Annotated in this window: 20 protein-coding genes; all 20 read right to left on the bottom strand. The window is 68.7% G+C overall.

Translation table 11 applies throughout. From position 1 onward, the window contains the following. Window positions 1–51: 51 nt before the first annotated feature. Window positions 52–1,122 carry a phage late control D family protein gene (locus H0X95_RS10730; RefSeq protein ID WP_006485451.1) on the bottom strand — a complete coding sequence of 357 codons (1,071 nt, stop codon included), beginning with the start codon at window positions 1,120–1,122 and terminating at the stop codon, window positions 52–54. Continuing rightward, complete coding sequence (locus H0X95_RS10735; RefSeq protein WP_034201134.1) at window positions 1,119–1,550, bottom strand: phage tail protein; 432 nt, start codon at window positions 1,548–1,550, stop codon at window positions 1,119–1,121. The genes H0X95_RS10730 and H0X95_RS10735 overlap by 4 nt, the downstream gene beginning before the upstream one ends. A 22-nt stretch (window positions 1,551–1,572) precedes the next feature. Beyond that, entirely contained in the window at window positions 1,573–4,143 is a 2,571-nt protein-coding gene (locus H0X95_RS10740; protein WP_059721108.1) for a hypothetical protein, read from the bottom strand. Between the two features lie 15 nt (window positions 4,144–4,158). Next, the gene (locus tag H0X95_RS10745) at window positions 4,159–4,272 is read right to left on the bottom strand and encodes a GpE family phage tail protein (protein ID WP_006484104.1); all 114 of its coding nucleotides are present in this window, start codon (window positions 4,270–4,272) and stop codon (window positions 4,159–4,161) included. An 8-nt stretch (window positions 4,273–4,280) separates the two neighbouring features. Further along, window positions 4,281–4,652 carry a phage tail assembly protein gene (locus tag H0X95_RS10750; RefSeq protein WP_006484110.1) on the bottom strand — a complete coding sequence of 124 codons (372 nt, stop codon included), beginning with the start codon at window positions 4,650–4,652 and terminating at the stop codon, window positions 4,281–4,283. Window positions 4,653–4,727: 75 nt separating this feature from the next. Further along, entirely contained in the window at window positions 4,728–5,237 is a 510-nt protein-coding gene (locus tag H0X95_RS10755; protein ID WP_006484101.1) for a phage major tail tube protein, read from the bottom strand. A 28-nt stretch (window positions 5,238–5,265) separates the two neighbouring features. Then, the gene (locus tag H0X95_RS10760; protein WP_006484096.1) at window positions 5,266–6,438 is read right to left on the bottom strand and encodes a phage tail sheath protein; all 1,173 of its coding nucleotides are present in this window, start codon (window positions 6,436–6,438) and stop codon (window positions 5,266–5,268) included. A 54-nt stretch (window positions 6,439–6,492) separates the two neighbouring features. After that, window positions 6,493–7,218, bottom strand: coding sequence for a tail fiber assembly protein (locus tag H0X95_RS10765; protein WP_059721107.1), 726 nt, complete (start codon window positions 7,216–7,218; stop codon window positions 6,493–6,495). A 16-nt stretch (window positions 7,219–7,234) separates the two neighbouring features. Continuing rightward, window positions 7,235–9,805 (bottom strand): phage tail protein, encoded by a 2,571-nt coding sequence (locus H0X95_RS10770; protein WP_059721106.1) that lies wholly within the window; start codon window positions 9,803–9,805, stop codon window positions 7,235–7,237. A gap of 6 nt (window positions 9,806–9,811) precedes the next feature. Next, window positions 9,812–10,354 carry a phage tail protein I gene (locus H0X95_RS10775; protein WP_006484097.1) on the bottom strand — a complete coding sequence of 181 codons (543 nt, stop codon included), beginning with the start codon at window positions 10,352–10,354 and terminating at the stop codon, window positions 9,812–9,814. Next, window positions 10,347–11,261 carry a baseplate J/gp47 family protein gene (locus tag H0X95_RS10780; RefSeq protein WP_006484106.1) on the bottom strand — a complete coding sequence of 305 codons (915 nt, stop codon included), beginning with the start codon at window positions 11,259–11,261 and terminating at the stop codon, window positions 10,347–10,349. The genes H0X95_RS10775 and H0X95_RS10780 overlap by 8 nt, the downstream gene beginning before the upstream one ends. Further along, window positions 11,258–11,620 carry a GPW/gp25 family protein gene (locus H0X95_RS10785; RefSeq protein WP_059721105.1) on the bottom strand — a complete coding sequence of 121 codons (363 nt, stop codon included), beginning with the start codon at window positions 11,618–11,620 and terminating at the stop codon, window positions 11,258–11,260. The genes H0X95_RS10780 and H0X95_RS10785 overlap by 4 nt, the downstream gene beginning before the upstream one ends. Beyond that, the gene (locus tag H0X95_RS10790) at window positions 11,617–12,303 is read right to left on the bottom strand and encodes a phage baseplate assembly protein V (protein ID WP_059721104.1); all 687 of its coding nucleotides are present in this window, start codon (window positions 12,301–12,303) and stop codon (window positions 11,617–11,619) included. Before H0X95_RS10790 ends, H0X95_RS10785 begins: the two co-directional genes overlap by 4 nt. A 508-nt stretch (window positions 12,304–12,811) precedes the next feature. Beyond that, entirely contained in the window at window positions 12,812–13,261 is a 450-nt protein-coding gene (locus H0X95_RS10795; protein WP_006484113.1) for a phage tail protein, read from the bottom strand. Continuing rightward, window positions 13,254–13,490, bottom strand: coding sequence for an Rz1-like lysis system protein LysC (gene lysC, locus H0X95_RS35940; protein WP_226245313.1), 237 nt, complete (start codon window positions 13,488–13,490; stop codon window positions 13,254–13,256). The genes H0X95_RS10795 and lysC overlap by 8 nt, the downstream gene beginning before the upstream one ends. Next, window positions 13,378–13,818, bottom strand: a complete 441-nt coding sequence (gene lysB, locus H0X95_RS10800) for an Rz-like lysis system protein LysB (protein WP_059721103.1) — start codon at window positions 13,816–13,818, stop codon at window positions 13,378–13,380. Before lysB ends, lysC begins: the two co-directional genes overlap by 113 nt. Beyond that, window positions 13,815–14,666, bottom strand: a complete 852-nt coding sequence (locus H0X95_RS10805) for an N-acetylmuramidase domain-containing protein (protein WP_059721149.1) — start codon at window positions 14,664–14,666, stop codon at window positions 13,815–13,817. The genes lysB and H0X95_RS10805 overlap by 4 nt, the downstream gene beginning before the upstream one ends. Before the next feature lie 2 nt (window positions 14,667–14,668). Beyond that, window positions 14,669–14,935 (bottom strand): phage holin family protein, encoded by a 267-nt coding sequence (locus tag H0X95_RS10810; protein ID WP_006484102.1) that lies wholly within the window; start codon window positions 14,933–14,935, stop codon window positions 14,669–14,671. A 1-nt stretch (window position 14,936) separates the two neighbouring features. After that, window positions 14,937–15,281 carry a putative holin gene (locus H0X95_RS10815; protein WP_006484093.1) on the bottom strand — a complete coding sequence of 115 codons (345 nt, stop codon included), beginning with the start codon at window positions 15,279–15,281 and terminating at the stop codon, window positions 14,937–14,939. Window positions 15,282–15,297: 16 nt separating this feature from the next. Further along, window positions 15,298–15,504: a tail protein X gene (locus tag H0X95_RS10820; protein ID WP_006484103.1), complete on the bottom strand. Its 207-nt coding sequence runs from the start codon at window positions 15,502–15,504 to the stop codon at window positions 15,298–15,300. Window positions 15,505–15,616: the final 112 nt, after the last annotated feature.

The raw sequence follows: 15,616 nt of genomic DNA on the forward strand, positions 1-15,616 counted from the left end.
GATCGCGCGTCGCGGCGTGGTTGCGCATCGGTCGCCGACGCAGCCTGCCGGTCAGCGCTGGCCGGTGCGACGCGTCTTCTTCGGCGCGTCGCGCACCTCGAGCTCGAGCGCGGTCGTGAAGCCGCCGTCGCCGATCGTATGCGTCGCTTTCTTCACGAGCCACGGCGTGTCGTCGATGTCGGGCTTGAACCCGGTCACGGTGACAGGCATCTCGGGAAACAGCTCGGGCCGACCGAGCGCGAGCGTGTAGCTCAGCGTCGACTCGCCGCGCTGCGTGCGCGCATATTCGGCTTGCGCGGCCGCGCGCGCCTCGGCCTCGGTCGCGTAGTCCTCGGGCAGCACCTTGACGTTCTTGCCTTTGGCGTCGCCGACGACAACCGGGAGCCGGCGCGCGCTGCCGTTCGAGTGATAGTGCGCGCGCACCGACGTGTAGCTGTCGCGCTGCGCGACGTGATAGCGATGCTGGTCGCCGCTCGCGCGCGTGATGGCGAGCACGTCGAGCGGCTTGCCGCTGACCGTCTTGCCGCTGCCGATCGGCGTGAACAGCAGGTGCTTGTCCTTCACGGTCATCACTGCGTCGTAACGCTTCGCGAGGCGTGTCAGGAACGACATGTCGGACTCTTGCGTCTGGTCGACGTGGTCGATCCGCGTCGCGGCGAGCGTCGCGTCGACGGCGGCCGTGAGCCCGTAGCGCGCGGCGATGGTGCGCACGATCGCGCCGATCGTCTGCCGGTGCCAGCTTTTCTCCCGGCGCTCGTGCATGTCGTTCGTCATCGATGCGGAGCGGGCGCGGATCGTGATGACGTCCGGTGCGCCGCTGTGCTCGACTTCGTCGACCGTGAACGTCCCCTTGTCGACCAGCGGCTCGCCGACCCAGCCGATCGACAGCTTGATGCTCGCGCCGCGCTTCGGAATCGCGAAGGTGCCTTGCGCGTCGTCGAGCACCAGGTCGAGCATGTCGGCCTCGTCCGCACGCGATTCCGACAGCGACAGGCTGATGAGGTTGGGCGCGATCAGGCGCGACAGGTCGCGGCCGTCGAGCGTGATGCGGTAGTCGGCCTGCGGCTGCACGCGGCCCGCGCGGGCCGGTGCGTCGGCCGGCGTGCGTTCCTGCGTGCTCATTGCTCTGCCGCTCCGCTGTCGTCGTCCTGCTGCACTTCGGCGAGCACGCCGTCGTCGACGCGCTTCAGCGTCAGCGTGAACGCGATCTTGCGCGCGATGCCTTCCTTCGTGTGATACGTGGCCGTTTCGTTGAGGCTGTCGATGACGTACGCGCCGTACACGTTGCCGTTGCCGTCGACGAGCACGTACGCGTCGCCGGCATCGCCCATGCGGGCGAGCGCCTCGATCGACGCGATCTCGCCGATGCCGTTCTCGGGCGCGACGATGCCGGTGAGGGTGATCGTGTCGTCGCCGGCGCCGGTGAACTGGCTCGCGTCGCGCACGCCGATGCGCGAGCTGGTGCGATGCTTCCAGTTGCGCTGACGCTGGAGCTCCTGGTACGGCGTGGTCGCCAGGCTGAAAACGAACTGATCGAGCGACATCATCATGGGCGGGTTTCCTCCAGCGGAATCAATCGGACAGGCGCGACGCGGTGCGCGACGCCTTCGCGCGTTCCGCGCGTTCGAGCTCGGCGCGCACCATGCGGGCGATTTCGGCCGCATCGGCACCGGGCGGCGGCGCGATGTTGATGGTGACGGGGCCGGCCGCGGGCGCGGCGCTTGCCACGGCGGCCGGCGCCGTGAGCGGCGGGCGATAGTCGAGCGACAGGTTGTAGCGTTCGAGCGGCGCGGCGGCGGCGATCGCCGGGCTCGCCGCGAACGCGGGCGGGCCGACCAGCGCGGCGGCCGACGTGAGCGCGGCGGCGGTGCGCGTCATGCGGGTCGGGGTGCCGGTGGTGGCGCCGCCTGGCCCGTTGTCGGGCGTGGGCGACGCCTGCATGCCGAGCTTTTCCTTGAGCCAGCCGAGCGTCGAGCTGCCCAGGTTGCCGGCCGTATCCTTCAGCGCGCCGAGGCGATTCGTGATCCCGTCGACCAGGCCGGACACGATGCTCGCGCCGATTTCCTGGAAACGCGTGCCGATGTCGCCGAACCAGTCGCCGATGCCGCCGAGCGAGGTCTTCACCCACTCGACGGTGGCGTCCCATTTCGCGGTGATCCAGTCGCTGGCCGCGCCGAACGCGCCCTTGATCGTTTCCCACAGCGCGATGAACTTCGGCCCGAGCGTGTCCCAGTTCTGCCAGACGTAGACGGCCGCCATCGCGATCAGCCCGATCACGGCCAGCAGCGGATTCGCCATCGCCAGCCGGCCGAGCATCAGCAGCGCCTGCCCGACGAGCCTGAACGCACCGACCATCGACGTCGCGAAGCGCAGCACGTTGACCGAACCGAGCAGGCCGCCGAAGACGCTCGCCAGTGTGCCGGCGACGGCGAGTGCGCCGCCCAGCGCCGCGAAGGTCGTGACGAGGATCCGGGTGGCCGTGCCGTGTTCGCGCACGAACCGGACGATCTTCTCGAGCATCCTGGCCGTGACGTCCAGCGCCGCGTTGTAGACCGGCGTGATCTTCTCGCCGATCTCGAGCTTCAGGTCGCGCAACTGCGCGAGCACGGCGAGCTCGCGCCCCGCGGTCGAATCCGCGGCCTTCGCGCGCATCCCGGTGACGCCATCGGCGGCGGCGCTCTGCCTCTCGGTGTCGTGGATCTGCTCGCGTTGCTCGTACATCGTCGTGAGCAGCGTGCCCGCGGCCTTGTCGGGGAACAGTTTCGCCAGCGCGGCCTTCACCTCGTCGGGCTGGGTGATGCCCTTCGCGGCGAGCTTCGGCAGCAGCACCTTTTCGAGCCATTCGAGCGGCGAGGCCTGCAGCATGTCGCTGCTCGCCAGCGCCCCCGGCCCGAGCCCGCGGATCGCGCCGTTCCTCGCATGCAGGACCCGCTTCGGATCGACCAGGCCGAGCGCCGTCAACTGCCGTGCGGCGGGCGCCGTCACCTTGCCGCCGAAGAGGCTGCCGGACAGCGCGGCGAGGCCTTCGCCGGCCGCCTTGCCGCCGAGCTTCTCGATGAGCGGCTGCATCTGGTAGTAGAACGCATCCGTGCGCAACTTCCTGGCCGCGCTGCCCCCCGATTCGGCGAAACTGTTCCACTCGTCGCCGCTGACCTTGCCGCCGGTCGCCGTCTGCATCTTCTGCACGATGTTCGCTTCGGCGCCGAACGCGGCTTCGTTCTTCGTGCCGCCGCGCAGGTCGATCACCTTCAGCATGGCCATGAACTTGTCGACGTTCGCCTTCGCGTCGTCCTTGCCGAACAGCGCCTCGTTCGCCGATTTCATGTTCGCGAGCATCGGCATCACGACGCGCGCGCGTTGCTCGTCGCCGCCGAGTGCCGCCAGCGATTCGCGCATCAGCGCCAGGTTGTCGACGACCGACTGGCCGCCGACCTGCTGCGCGCGCGCGAATGTCACGGCGTCGGCCGACGCGCCTTGCGCCCGCAGGCGCAGCGTTTCGCTTTCGGCCTGCTTCGCGACGTCGAGCGGCTCGGACAGCATGCCGAACATGCTCTTGCCGGCGCCCGCGATCGTCTTGCCGCGCTCCGCCCATTGCTTGCCGACGCCGCTCAGTGCGTCGATCTTCGCGCGCCGGGCCTCGGCGCGCTTGCGGCGCGCGTCGTCGAACGCGCGCACGTCGGCCGTCATCTTCGCCTGGCGTCGCGCGCTGTTCGTGGCCAGCGCGAATTCGTGCAGGTCGAGGCGGCGCGTGTCGATGCCCGCGCCGACGAGCTGCGTGCGCAGTTCGCGGATGCGCGCGACCTGCCGGCTTTGCGCGGCCGTCAAATCCGTGGCCGTGCGTTCGAGCTTGGCGAGGTCCTCGACCATCTGGCGTGACGGCGGGCCGGACGCACGCAGCGCGACGCGCAGCTCCCCGGCACGCAGCTTCGCTGATTTGAGTTCGGTCGCGGTTTTCGCCACACCGCTGCGCAAGTCGCGAAACTCGCCGATGCGCTTCTGCGTCTTCGCCATGTCATCCAGCTCGCGGCGGGTCGCGCGCAGCGAGTCGGCCAGCCCCTTGTTGCCGGTCAGCATCATTTGCAGGGGCTTCGTCATGTTGTCGATCATGTCGACCATGACGCGCAGTTTCAGGGTGTTGTCCATCGTCGATCGTTTCGCTCATTGGGCGCCGGCACGCACTCGCGCGCGTTCGCGCCAGTCCATCAGCTCGGCCAGGCTGAAGGCGTCCATCACGGGCGGTGTCCAGCCGAACACCGTCGCGATGTCCGCCATCGGGTCTTCTACGCGGTCTGGGAGGCCAGTCGGGATTTCACGGCCTTCGGCATCAAAAAACCGGCGAAGATGCCCCCCAGTTGTACGAGGTCGGCTGGATCGATGCTGGCGACGTCGGCTTCGGTCAGCATCGGCGAGCTGATGCGCGGCAGCACTTTCGACAGCGCGACCACGTCGAGGCTGACGAGGTCGGACAGCGATACGCCGCGCAACTCGCCCGACTTGGGCTTGCGCAGCGTGATCGACGTGATCGTCTGGGTGCCGCGCACGAGCGGCGTGTCGAGCGTATGCGTCGCCGGATCGTCCTGCGCGGGTGTCGCGATGGCGGCCGCATCGGCCTGCAGGTCGGGCGCGGCGGCGTCGGATTGGATCGGATTCATGGTGGTCCTGTGCGTGTGATCAGTCGGAAGGAAGGGGAAGGCGGCCCCGGCCGGCGTCACCGGCCGGATGGCCGGTTACAGGCCGATCGCGTTGCGCAGCGCCGCGAACAGGTCGTTGCCGTTGACCTTCTCGATCATGTTGACGAAGTCGATTTCGATCACGTCCTGGCCGTTCACGGACAGCTTGTAGTAGCTGGCCACCGTCGTGACCTTGAACGCGGTGTCTTCCTTCGACTTCGCGGTGCCCGGGTCGATTTCGCTGTGACGGCCGCGGATGACGATCTCGATCGCGTCCACGTTGGTCGAATCCTCGGCTTGATAGCCGCCGGCGAAGCGCAGCAGCACGCCGTCGTGCTTCGTGATCGCGTACTGGCCGAGCACGGAGCGCATGAAGCCGCCGCAGGTCCATTCGAGCTGGATCCCCTCCTGCCCGAAGTCGACCTTGATCGGGCCGCTCATGCCGCCGCCCTGGTAGTCCTCCATCTTGCGCGTGAGCTTCGGCAGCGTGACTTCGACGACCTGGCCGACGAAGTTCTCGCCGTTCTGGAACAGGTTGAATCCCTTGAGTTTGCGAGGCATACCCATCGTGTTTGACTCCTGGTGAGGCCGGTCGTTACGCGCTCACGCGCGCGGCGAAATCGGCGAGATAACGGTCGGTGATGCGCTGGCGCAGCATCAGGTTTTCGAGCGGCGGAACCGGCGTGTATTCGTAGTCGAGATACGCCTTGCCGGACTTCAGCACGTCGGTCGTGTTCGGCTCCGGGTCGTACCAGGCCGAGCCGCCGATCAGGTAGCCCTGCGAGATCCACTCGCGGAACTTGGCGTTGATCGTCTCGATGATGTCGCGCGGCAGCGACGGGTTGAGCGGGCCGTCGATGATGGCCATCTGCGCTTCGGCGATCGAATCGGCGATGACCTGCGCGGTGCGCGTGTAGTTCTCGAACGCGAACAGCGGATCGTCCGAGCACGTGCGCGAACCCCAGAAGCGGAAACCGTTGCGGTTCACGAGCGTGGTCACGTCCTGTTCGTTCAGGAAGCCCGCGTCCGTCGCCGGATCCTGCAGGTCCCACGACACGTCGGCGCTGATGCCGGTGACGCCGTTCACGCCGACGTTCGACAGCGTCTTGTGCCAGCCCGTGTCGTTGTCGATCTTCGCGCGCAGGCCGGCGGCATACGCGGTGGCCGGCACGACGACGGTCGTGTTGGTCGTGTCGTCCCACGCGAGGAAGTCCGGCCAGACCACCATCAGCTCGCGCTGGCTGAACTGCTTGCGATAGGCGACGGCTTCTTCCTTCGTCTTGCAGCCGTTGGCCGACACGTACGCGAACGCGCGCAGCGATTGCGCGATCGATGCGAGCGCGGCGGCGACCGGTTGCGTGTCGAGGCCCGGCGTCGCGAGGATGCGCGGCTTCACGCCGAAGCGTGCCTGCGCGCCGAGCAGCGCCTTCATGCCGGTGTACTTGCCGTCGGCGGTGACGCTGCCGATCACGTTGGTCGCCGTTTCGCCGGCGTCCTTGCCTTCGGCGACGCGCACGACGATCGTGACGGGCTTGGTTTGCCGGCCGATCGCGTCCAGCGTGCGGCGCAGCGTGCCCTTGGTGCCGGCCTTGCCGAGCGCGGCAACGACGTTGGTCAGAAGGACCGGCGTGTCGAGCGGGAAGGCGGTGGCGTCGGCGTCGGATGCCGTGCAGACGATGCCGACGACGGCCGTCGACACCGTGCGGATCGGACGGCTGCCTTCGTTGATTTCGATGACGCGTACGCCGTGGTGATAATCCTGCGGCATGGTGTGCGACTCCTATGTGGTCAAGTGAGAGAAACGGGAGGATTCCCGGGCGGATCAGGCCGCGCTATCCGCGACCGGAACTGCAGGTGTGGCCGGGTCGGCCGGCGGCGACGATGGCTCGGTCGGAGCGGGCGGCTCGATTGGCTCGATTGGCTCGGACGGCTCGGACGGCTCGGACGGCGCAGGCGGCACGGGTGTCGGCGGCGGCGGCACGTAGGGCGCCGGCGTGGCGGGCCACGCGATCGCATCCGGGAACGTGTCCGCCTGGATGACCTTGACGAGCGCCATCTGGTAGGCCGACCAGGCCTTGAAGTAGTAGACGCCTTCGTCGTCGAGCAAGCCCGCGGCGTACGCATCGGCCTTGCCGGCGTTCGCCTTGCGCGCGGTTTCCAGGCGCTGTTCGAACTCGGCCATCGCGGCGTCGCGTTTCTCGCGCTCGAGCAACTCGGCCGGGACGGCCCATGCGCCATCGATCCACGCGTGGCGCGGCGACGGCCGCGGTTCGGTCGTGAGACCAAGTTCGTCGGGCGTCTTGCCGGCGGTGGCGATTTCGACCGCTTCGCCGGTATCGGTGCGATAGCAAAGGCGGCCGCGGAAGTCCGGCAACAGGGTCCACGCGTCGTCGCGGTAGAACGGCCAGGTCGTCGGCGTGCGCGGCGGCGGCGCGTCGAGCGTCGCCCATGCCGGCACGAGCCAGCGTTCGGGGTTGCGCGGGTCGGCGTCGGGCTGGCCGCTGCTCAGGTATTCGCCGGTCGATTGACTGTAGTGGTGGATCAGCATGTTTCGTTATCCAGGGTTAGTAGGCGCGGATCATGGCGAGCAGCGCGACGTTGCGCGGCCGTGCTTCGTTGCTGCCGTCACCGTTGACAGTGATGGCATGGCTGTGGCGGCCGGCGCCCCCGATGCCGACGTTGTGGCCGTGGTTGCCGTCGCCGTTGATGCCAATTCCGGTTCCGGAGGCGCTCAGCCAAATTCCGGTACCGGCGCCGTATGTGTTGTAGAAGCCGTCAACACCGAAGGGGCCGACTACTGCTCGTTGATTTCCCCCGCCACCGCCGTGGGGTACGTCTGTACCGTGCGAGTGCCCTGGGTCGTTCACGCCGTGGCTATGTCCGGGATCGCTGACACCGTGACCGTGCCAGCCCTGCGCATCGGTCCATGCCGAGTGCGCGTGGTCCCCGACCTCGCTCGCGCTCGCGCCGTGGCCGTGCCATCGGTTCGCACTGTCTTGCCCTGAGCCGATCGCGCGGTCTTTGTCGATACTGCGGCCGTCGTCCCAGCACCGGATGAACTCGCCGCGCAGTTCCGGGAGGCGGAACGTCGTCGAACCGTCACCGGTGGAGAAGCAGCCCCAGCGCGCCTTGCTCCATTCATCGTCCGAGACCAGCGTGCCGCTAGCCTGCGCATAGGCCCACAGAGCCGGATAGTCCGCGCGATTGACGAGGGTGCCGTTCGCTTTCAGGAAGCCGGCGCGTGCCAGCGTGCGCGGCTCGAATACGATCTGTCCGACAGCCGCCGTCGAGAGGGCCGCCAACACCCATTCGGTCGTTGCGAGCGCCTTCGAACGATCGCCCGCTGCGGGCGTCGGGCCTTGCACAGGTGTCTGGAAGAGGGTCCCGCCAGGCGTGAACGAAATCTGCGGGACCGAATTGCACGTCACGCCGAATGAGCCGTCGTTGACGTGGTACAGGCCCGTGTCCGGTTTGCCGTCGTTGATGAACGAAATCCCGGGCGCTGATGGCGTGCCTTCCGATGCGAGAATCTGAGCACCGGACGACATCGCGAAGCCGGTCGACTGGATCGGATTGGGGAGGTTGCCGGCGTGCCATACCGATTTGCCGTCTACCCGGAAAGTGCGGTCACCCCTGAAATACTGGAATGAGCCAGTATTACCTCCCCACCAGCCGACCGATTCGGTGTTGCCGTAGATATATCCGTCAGCGGAACCGAGCCTGATGTGTGCTTCGGCATTATTCATTCCGACGGAAAGTTCGCCGCCGATGTAGGTCGTTGCCCCGTTGCCGTTGATCCGGACCGTCCCGTCGGCAAGCGACCATGCGAACGGGCGGAAATCATTCCACTGGCCTTCCAGATCCCCTTTCTTGGTCGACAGGAAGTAGACGTTTGTGCCGTCGTTGCGCAAGAGGGCGCCGTAGTCGCCGAAGATCATGCGGAAATGCGCACCGCTAGCGTCCATTTCGCGCGAGGTCACCGCGCCCTTGAACGTGGCGCTTCCTGCGGCCTGGATTGTGTTGCGGCCGTCGTCAACGGACGTCCCGATCAACATGCGACCAGACGGCAGCACGCGAACGCGCGCTGCGCCACCCGCGAGGATGTCGCAGGAGCCGTCGACATTTTCGGAACCGATGCTGGCGTTGCCCGCCGTGCGGAAATAGCCATTGGTCTCGTCGGCAGCAACCCAGGCCTTGACGCTGCCTGGGCCTCCCGAGATGCTCGTGCCGTATGTGCGAGCGTTGCCGTCGACCTGCAACCGCGAATTCCCGTCGTCGTTCTTGACGTCGCCCACCAGCACGCGGCCGCCGTAACCGATGCGCAGCGCGCGCGCCTGGTACGAATCGGACTGGACGTCGTTGGCCGTGCGATTCAGCCACAGATCGACGTATTCACGGCCCCAGGCGCCGTTGTCGAAACCGGAGCGGATCGTTGCGACCAGGCGCGATCCCGTATCCGGGTTGCCGCCGCTGAACGTGCCGTGCAGACGCACGCGACCTTCGCGGCCGTTCTTGCCCGACGGAGGGCGAATCGACACGTGTGCGGTGTCCGGACCCGCATCGAATTCGGTGACGACCGGCCCCGTGAACTTCGCGCCGGTCAACGCCGCGTATCGCGACGCGGCCGTCTTCGGCGTGATGGCGCGCGTGTCATCGCTGCCCGCGTCGACTTCCCCCTGCGTCGCCAGCTCGACCACACCCTGCCGCTCGGTGGTCGCCGGCGGATTCAGGAACGACGCGTCGCCGAACACGAGCTGCGTCGCGTCGATCGTCGCGAACTGCATGTCGGACGACAGCAGCAGCAACGCGGCCGGCGATTTCTCCATGATCGGCGTCGCCTGGCCGTACGCGGCCAGCAGCACGCCGTTGTCGAGATAGAGGCCGAATCCGTACAGCGAATACTGGTCTGTCGAGTCGTCCTTCAGCGTCGTGTGGATCGTGTCCGGCGCGACGTTGGCGCCGCCGAAGGACTTGATCCGCTTCAGCTCGTTCGGCAGCTTGGTGAGCCCCTTGTCGGCGACGAACGGGGCGTTCGCCAGGCCGATTTCCACGACCTGGTGGGCGTTCGTGCCGCCGTTGCCGGCGGCGACGAGCGCCGCGCGGCCGGCGTCGGTGATGATGATCTGGGTTGCCATGTGCGATCAGTAGTCGGTGAAGTTGACGCGGCGATAGGCCGCCACGCGCGCGGCGGCGCCGATCGGTTGTCGGCCCCGCATCTCGAAGCCCTGCGTGAACGTGTAGTGCGCGCGGACGGGTTTGGTGCGATCGATCTCCGCGAGGATGTCGGCCACGTATTCGGCGGTCGGCGGTTCGCCCTCCTGGCCGCTGACCGTCATCACGAGGTCGAACGTGCCGGGCGCGCCCGGCGGCTGTTGCTCGAACCATTCACGCAGGACGATGTTTCCGCCGAACGCCGCGACGACCTCGCGCACCGACGCCGCGGTGCCCTTGCGGCGGGCGATCGGAATCGCCTGCCCGACGCGGGCGCGCTTCACGTATTCCGGCCAGTAGTCCTTCCACGCATCGACCCCGAGGTGCCAGGCGAGCCACGGCAGCAGATCGGACCGGATGGTGTCCGGGTTCGTCAGCGTCGCGAGCGGCGTCGGCACGTCGTCGATACGGGCGTTCGTCGCGGCGAGCCTGCGCTCGAGCCGCGTCGCGTTCGGCGGCAGGATGTCATTCATTGCTGTACACCCCGCCGTCGATCAGCTCGATCCCGGTGCAATACGGCGCCTGCTGCTTCGTCGCCGGCAGGCCGGCAAGCGGGCTTTCGAGGATCACCTTCTGCACGCCGGCCGCGCGGGCGGCCGCGTAGATGCCGTCGAGCGTGACTTCCATCCCGAGGCGGTGCATGGAATCGGTGTACTGCTTCATCGCCCGGTTGGCCTGCGCGAGCGCCACCGCGCGATCCGGGCCGGCGAAGAACACCAGCCGCGCGCGCACCTGGTAGCGCAGGATCTCCGCGCCGCGTACGGTGACCTTGTCGGTGAGCGGCCGTACGTCGTCGGCCTGCAGCGCGGCGGCCACCGCATCGATCAACGCCGGCGCCGCCGTGCCGTCGCCATCGCGGGCGAGTACCGTGACGAGCACCTCGCACGGGGCCGGGCTGACCGCCGACGCGTCGAGCACGCGGCCATCGGCATTGCGTGCATGCGAGACGTACGCACCCTCGGGGCCGGCGACCGAGAAACTCTGCGGGGCGAGCTGGGTGCGGGCGCGCAGGTCGGCATCGCTTTCCATCACGGCCGCGAGGTCGTGCGCCGGATCGGCAGGCGAGATCGTCAGGCGGCGGATGCCGAACAGCGCCGCGAGGTGATCGAGGTCGGTGCCGACCGCGTACGCGAGCATCACCGCACGCGCGGCGTCGTTCACACGCTGGCGCAGCACGATCTCGCGGTACGCGTTTTCCTGCAGCAGCTTCACGAGCGGCTCCGACTCGAGCGCGAGCGTCGCGGCGATCTCGGCTTGTTCGGCGGCCGGGTAGAGCGACACGAGCCGTGCCTTGCGTGCGGCCAGCAGCGTCTCGTAGTCGAGCGTTTCGACGATGTCGGGCGACGGCAGCTGGGAGAGGTCGATCGGCGTCACGCTCATGCCGGGCTCCCGTTCGCAACCGGCACGCGGGTCGACACGGCCGTGCCGTTCTCGCCGGTCCAGCCTTCGATGTCGAGATAGAGCGAGCCGGCGGCCGCGTCCGCGTCGTCCGCGGCGAGCACGACGCGGGTCAGCGTCAGGCGCGGTTCCCAGCGCATCAGCGCCGTGGCGACGGCGGCATACAGCCGCGTGCGCACCGTGCCGTTGCCCGGCGCGTCGATCAGGTCGGGCAGCTCGGAGCCGAAGGTACGGCGCTTCACGCACGACGCGAGCGGCGTCGTCACGATTTTGCCGATCGACTGGTAGAAATGGTCCAGGCCCGAAATCGAGCGGCCGGTGTTCGCGTTCATGCCTTTCATTGCGGTTCGCTCACGAGTTGTCCATCGCCTTGTTCGCGATGCGTGTGATGCGGGAGGCTGATGCCCCGGGAGGTCACTTCGCGGGTAAAGGTGGCCGCGCCGTCGATCTGCATCGTGGCGCCGCCGCCGGCCCCGCCCGTGCCGGTCATGCCGGCTTCGAACGCGAACGGCCCCTTGACGGTCATCGCGCCGGTGCAGGTGGTCTGCGGTGCATCGAGCGTGATGCGCTCGGCCTGCACGGTGGCGTTCCGGGTCTGCACGACGACCGACCCGGGCGCGACGACGCGCACGGTCGCGCCGGCCGGCAGCTCGACCGTGAGCGCATGCGCGGCATGGTCGTACGTGATGCGGGCGCCGTCCGGATAGACCCGTGCATGGGTATCCGGGCTCGAGGCCGGTGCCGGCGCGGCGTTCGAATAGACGCCGCGCAGCGCGACACCCTGCGCCGGGTCGCCCATCGGGCAGAGCAGCACGACCTGTTCGCCGGGCGTCGGCGGCAGCCAGTCGCGGGTCGCGCCGGCGGTGCCGGCCACCCACGGAATCCAGTTGGTCTGCAGTCCGCTGCCATCGGAATCGGCGTCGCCGACCGAGACGCGGCACAACGCAGCCGCATGGTCGACCGCGAGGATCGTGCCCTTGCGCACTGCGTTGCGTGCCTGCCGTTGAATTTCATTTGCGTCCATGCAGCCATGGTGCCGGCGGGGGGCGCGCGGCGCGAGCGATCGCCTGTGTCGTCGCGGCGGGGACAGTGCGCGCCGGATGCCGGCATCGAGTCGTGCGTCGACAATCGCAGCACCGGTTCGCATGAGGATGGAGTCGTGCGTCTGCGCGACGTCGTCACGCGGTCTGAATGCGTGGATGCCGATCGATGTCGGGACGGGGCGATGGGACGGGCGCTCGGTGAATTGCGCCGCGGCGACGGGCGAACGGATGCCGCGTGAATGGCTGGACGGGCGTGCCGCAGAGACGTCGTGCGGGCCGTCGATGCAGGTTATGCAGCGAGGCTGTCGTCAGGATGCCTGTCGTCGGCGATGGCCGAGTCGACGGGAAGACGGGACCGGATGCCCGGCGAGGGCGATCGGCGGGGGGCTTCGCGGTGGCGGGCCGAGGCGAGAGGGGTGGCTGCGACGAGCAGCCGTTGCCGGGCGCGATGCCGCGGCGTGAGCGAAGGCGGGCCGATGCCCGCCCGGCTCAGCGGATCTGCGGCAGCGCGACCCAGGTCAGCGTATCGGCCGGGTCGACCCGTGTGTCGTCGACGTGCGTGATCACCGGCCGGCCGTCGGGGCCGGTCGTCACGACGACGCTTTCCGTCAGCGCCAGCCGGATCGACAGGTCGACCGCGGCCTGGTCGCGGATGCCGACCTCGAAGGTGATGCCGCTCGCGCGTGCGGCGGGGTTCGTCACGAGGTCTGGCTGGTTCGCGCGCACCCATTCGATCAGGGCGACGAACACCGGATCGGTGTCGCCGGAGAAGTGGGTCGCGAGGACGTGGGCCGTGTACCGGTATTCGAACGATGGCGTCAGCGTGCCGGTCGTCGCGATCGAGCCTTGCTCGACGAGCACGGTCAACGCGCCGGGTTCGTCGTCGATCGACGGGATGGCGGCGGCAAGCGCGCGCCGCAGGCTGTCCGGCTTAATCATGCGAATGGGCTCCGTGGTCGGGGGCGGCCGCGCCGGCCTGGCACGCTGCGATCATGTCGACGGTCGCCGCGCACGTCGCCCACGCGGCCTTGACGAGCGTGAGCGCACCGTCGAGCTCACCGTTGGTCCGCGGCGCGAGCCTCGGCAGCGTGCACGGTTTCACCGTCTGGCACGTGTTCGACATAATCGCCGGCGCCGGTGAGAGCGGGACTGGCTTGCAGGCGGACAACGTCGTCAGGCAGGCGAGTATCAGCCCAGGCGCGAAGCGCGGCGTTTTCATCGGTCAATCTCCGGTTTTCAAATCGAATGGCGTCGAGCTTCGACGCGATGGCGGTTTGCGCGTGGTCGAGCCGCGCCTGCTGTTGCGCGCGTTCGGCGGCGTCCTGCCGCAGGCGCACGATGACGCCGTCGCGCGCGGCGAGCGCCTGTTGCGCCTCGACGCGTTGCCGTTGCGCGGTCGCGCGCTCGGCGCGCAGCCCATGCACGTACAGCGCGACGGCGGCGCACGTGGCGAGCGCGACGATCCACGCGATGATTTTCGCGGCGAGTCCGTTCATGCGCGGGACGCGACGGTAGCGTCGGGCGATCCGGATGCGGCCTGTGTCGCCGCAGCCGCTTGCGACGCATAGCGGTCGAAAGCGCGTGCGAGCTTCACGTCGTACAGGTTCGCCGCATAGTCGGGCCCGTTGTACGCGCGGGCGAATGCGGCCCACTGGCGTGCGCGGAGTGCGCGGCGCAGTGTGTCGTCCGCCGCGATATAGCGCACGAACGCGTCGAGGTGCTGCGCTTCGCCGTCTTCCATGCACGCGACGAATGCGTCGATGCCCGCGTAGCCGAGGCGTTCCCAGTGATAGCCCATCACCTGGAACGCGCCCCAGCTCGCGGATTCCCACGCGGCGCCGGCATCGATCGACTCGGCCGTGGCGAGACGCACGTATTCCGCGGCGCTGCCGCGATAGCCGCCGCGCGTGCGCGACACGATGTCCGGCTGCCGCGCCGCGAATGGCGCGGGATCGATCCCGCGCGCCTGGAGCCGCTTCCAGAATACGTGGCGTTCGAACAGGATGACGGGCCGGCCGTCGGGCAGGAAGCCGGCGCCGCGCGACTCGACTTCGTTGACCGCGCGAATGCACGCGAGCGGCACGTCGAGCGTGCGCGCGGCGCGCTCGAGATCGGCGAGCCCCAGGTGTTTCGGATCGCGCAGGCCGGTGGCCAGCGCGGCATAGGTCTTCGGGCCGGCGATACCGTCGTCGACGAGGCCGGTCTTGCGTTGCAGCGCGATGACGGCGGCTTCGGTCGCCGCGTCATAGAGGTGCGTGATCTGCACCGCATAGCCGGCGCGGATCAGTCTGCGTTGCAGCAGGCCCACGTCGTCGCCGTGATCGCCGAGGCGGCGGGTTTTCATCGTCATTCGCTCCTCAGGAGGCGCGCGACGTTGCCGCGCGTGCCGCAGACGAACATCGCCAGGAAGACCGCGGTGGCCGCGTCGAAGAAGCCGACGGCGCCGGTATGCAGCAGCCACTCGATCGACGCACCGCCGGTGACGGCGACGAGCATCCACGCGAACCATGATGCGTGGCGCCGGTGCCGTGCGCCGTTGCGTCGATAGGTGAGCACGCGCACGAGCACGGCGAGGTGGGCGGCGAGCGCGATCAGCGCGAACGGGAACGCCACGTCACCCTCCTTTGCGGAACAGCGCCAGGAGATCGAGCGTCTTGATCCGCTCGATCAGCTGCAGCGTGACGGCGATCACGAGCGCGGCCGCGAAGAACGCGGCGACGCCGGTCGAGTGGATCGGCGTCGCGCCGACGATTTCCGGCGCGGCGAGATAGCCCATCACGAGCGAGATCAGCAGATAGGCCGCACGCCGCGCCACGCCGATCTCCTTCGACGTGACGACCACGAGCGCCGCGCCGGTGAATGCGCCGATCAGCGCGTTGCCATCGATGCCGGGCGCGAGCCCGGCGACGCCGATCGCGGTGGACAGCATCGCGGCGGTAGTGAGGTTCGGTTCGGCCATGACGGCGATTCCAGGGTCAGTCAAACAGTTGCAGCAACGGGCGTGCGCTCGTCACGGTATCGAACGGCGGCAGGTAGACGGGCGTGCCGGCGGGCAACACGACGCCGAGGCTGGCGAGTCCGGTGTTGGCTTCGAGCACGGTCTCGACGGTGCCGTCGGTCCGGCCGTAGTGGCGCCAGCACAGCGTGTCCACCGTGTCGCCCTGCAAGGTGCGCGCGATCATGGCCGGGCCTGCCGATGTCGAAGGGGCCGGTGGTCGGCGGCGGCGCCGGCCGGCGTGCCGCGAACGCGTATCGAAGTCGTGCTGCTTGCCATGGCGAGGTCTCGGGCCGTGA

The organism is Burkholderia sp. 9779_493 (assembly GCF_015712215.1).
Classification (GTDB): domain Bacteria; phylum Pseudomonadota; class Gammaproteobacteria; order Burkholderiales; family Burkholderiaceae; genus Burkholderia; species Burkholderia cenocepacia.